The sequence below is a fragment of the Bacillus cereus group sp. BfR-BA-01492 genome (genome assembly GCF_022662815.1).
Taxonomy (GTDB): Bacteria; Bacillota; Bacilli; order Bacillales; family Bacillaceae_G; genus Bacillus_A; species Bacillus_A cereus_BD.
On record NZ_JAKUEH010000078.1, the window covers coordinates 1 to 223 of the forward strand.

Consider the following 223-nt stretch of genomic DNA (forward strand, 5'->3'; position numbering starts at 1 on the left):
AACACGTGGGTAACCTGCCCATAAGACTGGGATAACTCCGGGAAACCGGGGCTAATACCGGATAATATTTTGCACCGCATGGTGCAAAATTGAAAGGCGGCTTCGGCTGTCGCTTATGGATGGACCCGCGTCGCATTAGCTAGTTGGTGAGGTAACGGCTCACCAAGGCAACGATGCGTAGCCGACCTGAGAGGGTGATCGGCCACACTGGGACTGAGACACG

1 rRNA gene is annotated in these 223 nt (G+C 55.2%); it reads left to right on the top strand.

Going from position 1 to position 223, the window contains the following annotated elements:
* A 16S ribosomal RNA gene (locus tag MR063_RS21700) occupies nucleotides 1-223 on the top strand; the annotation flags it as partial.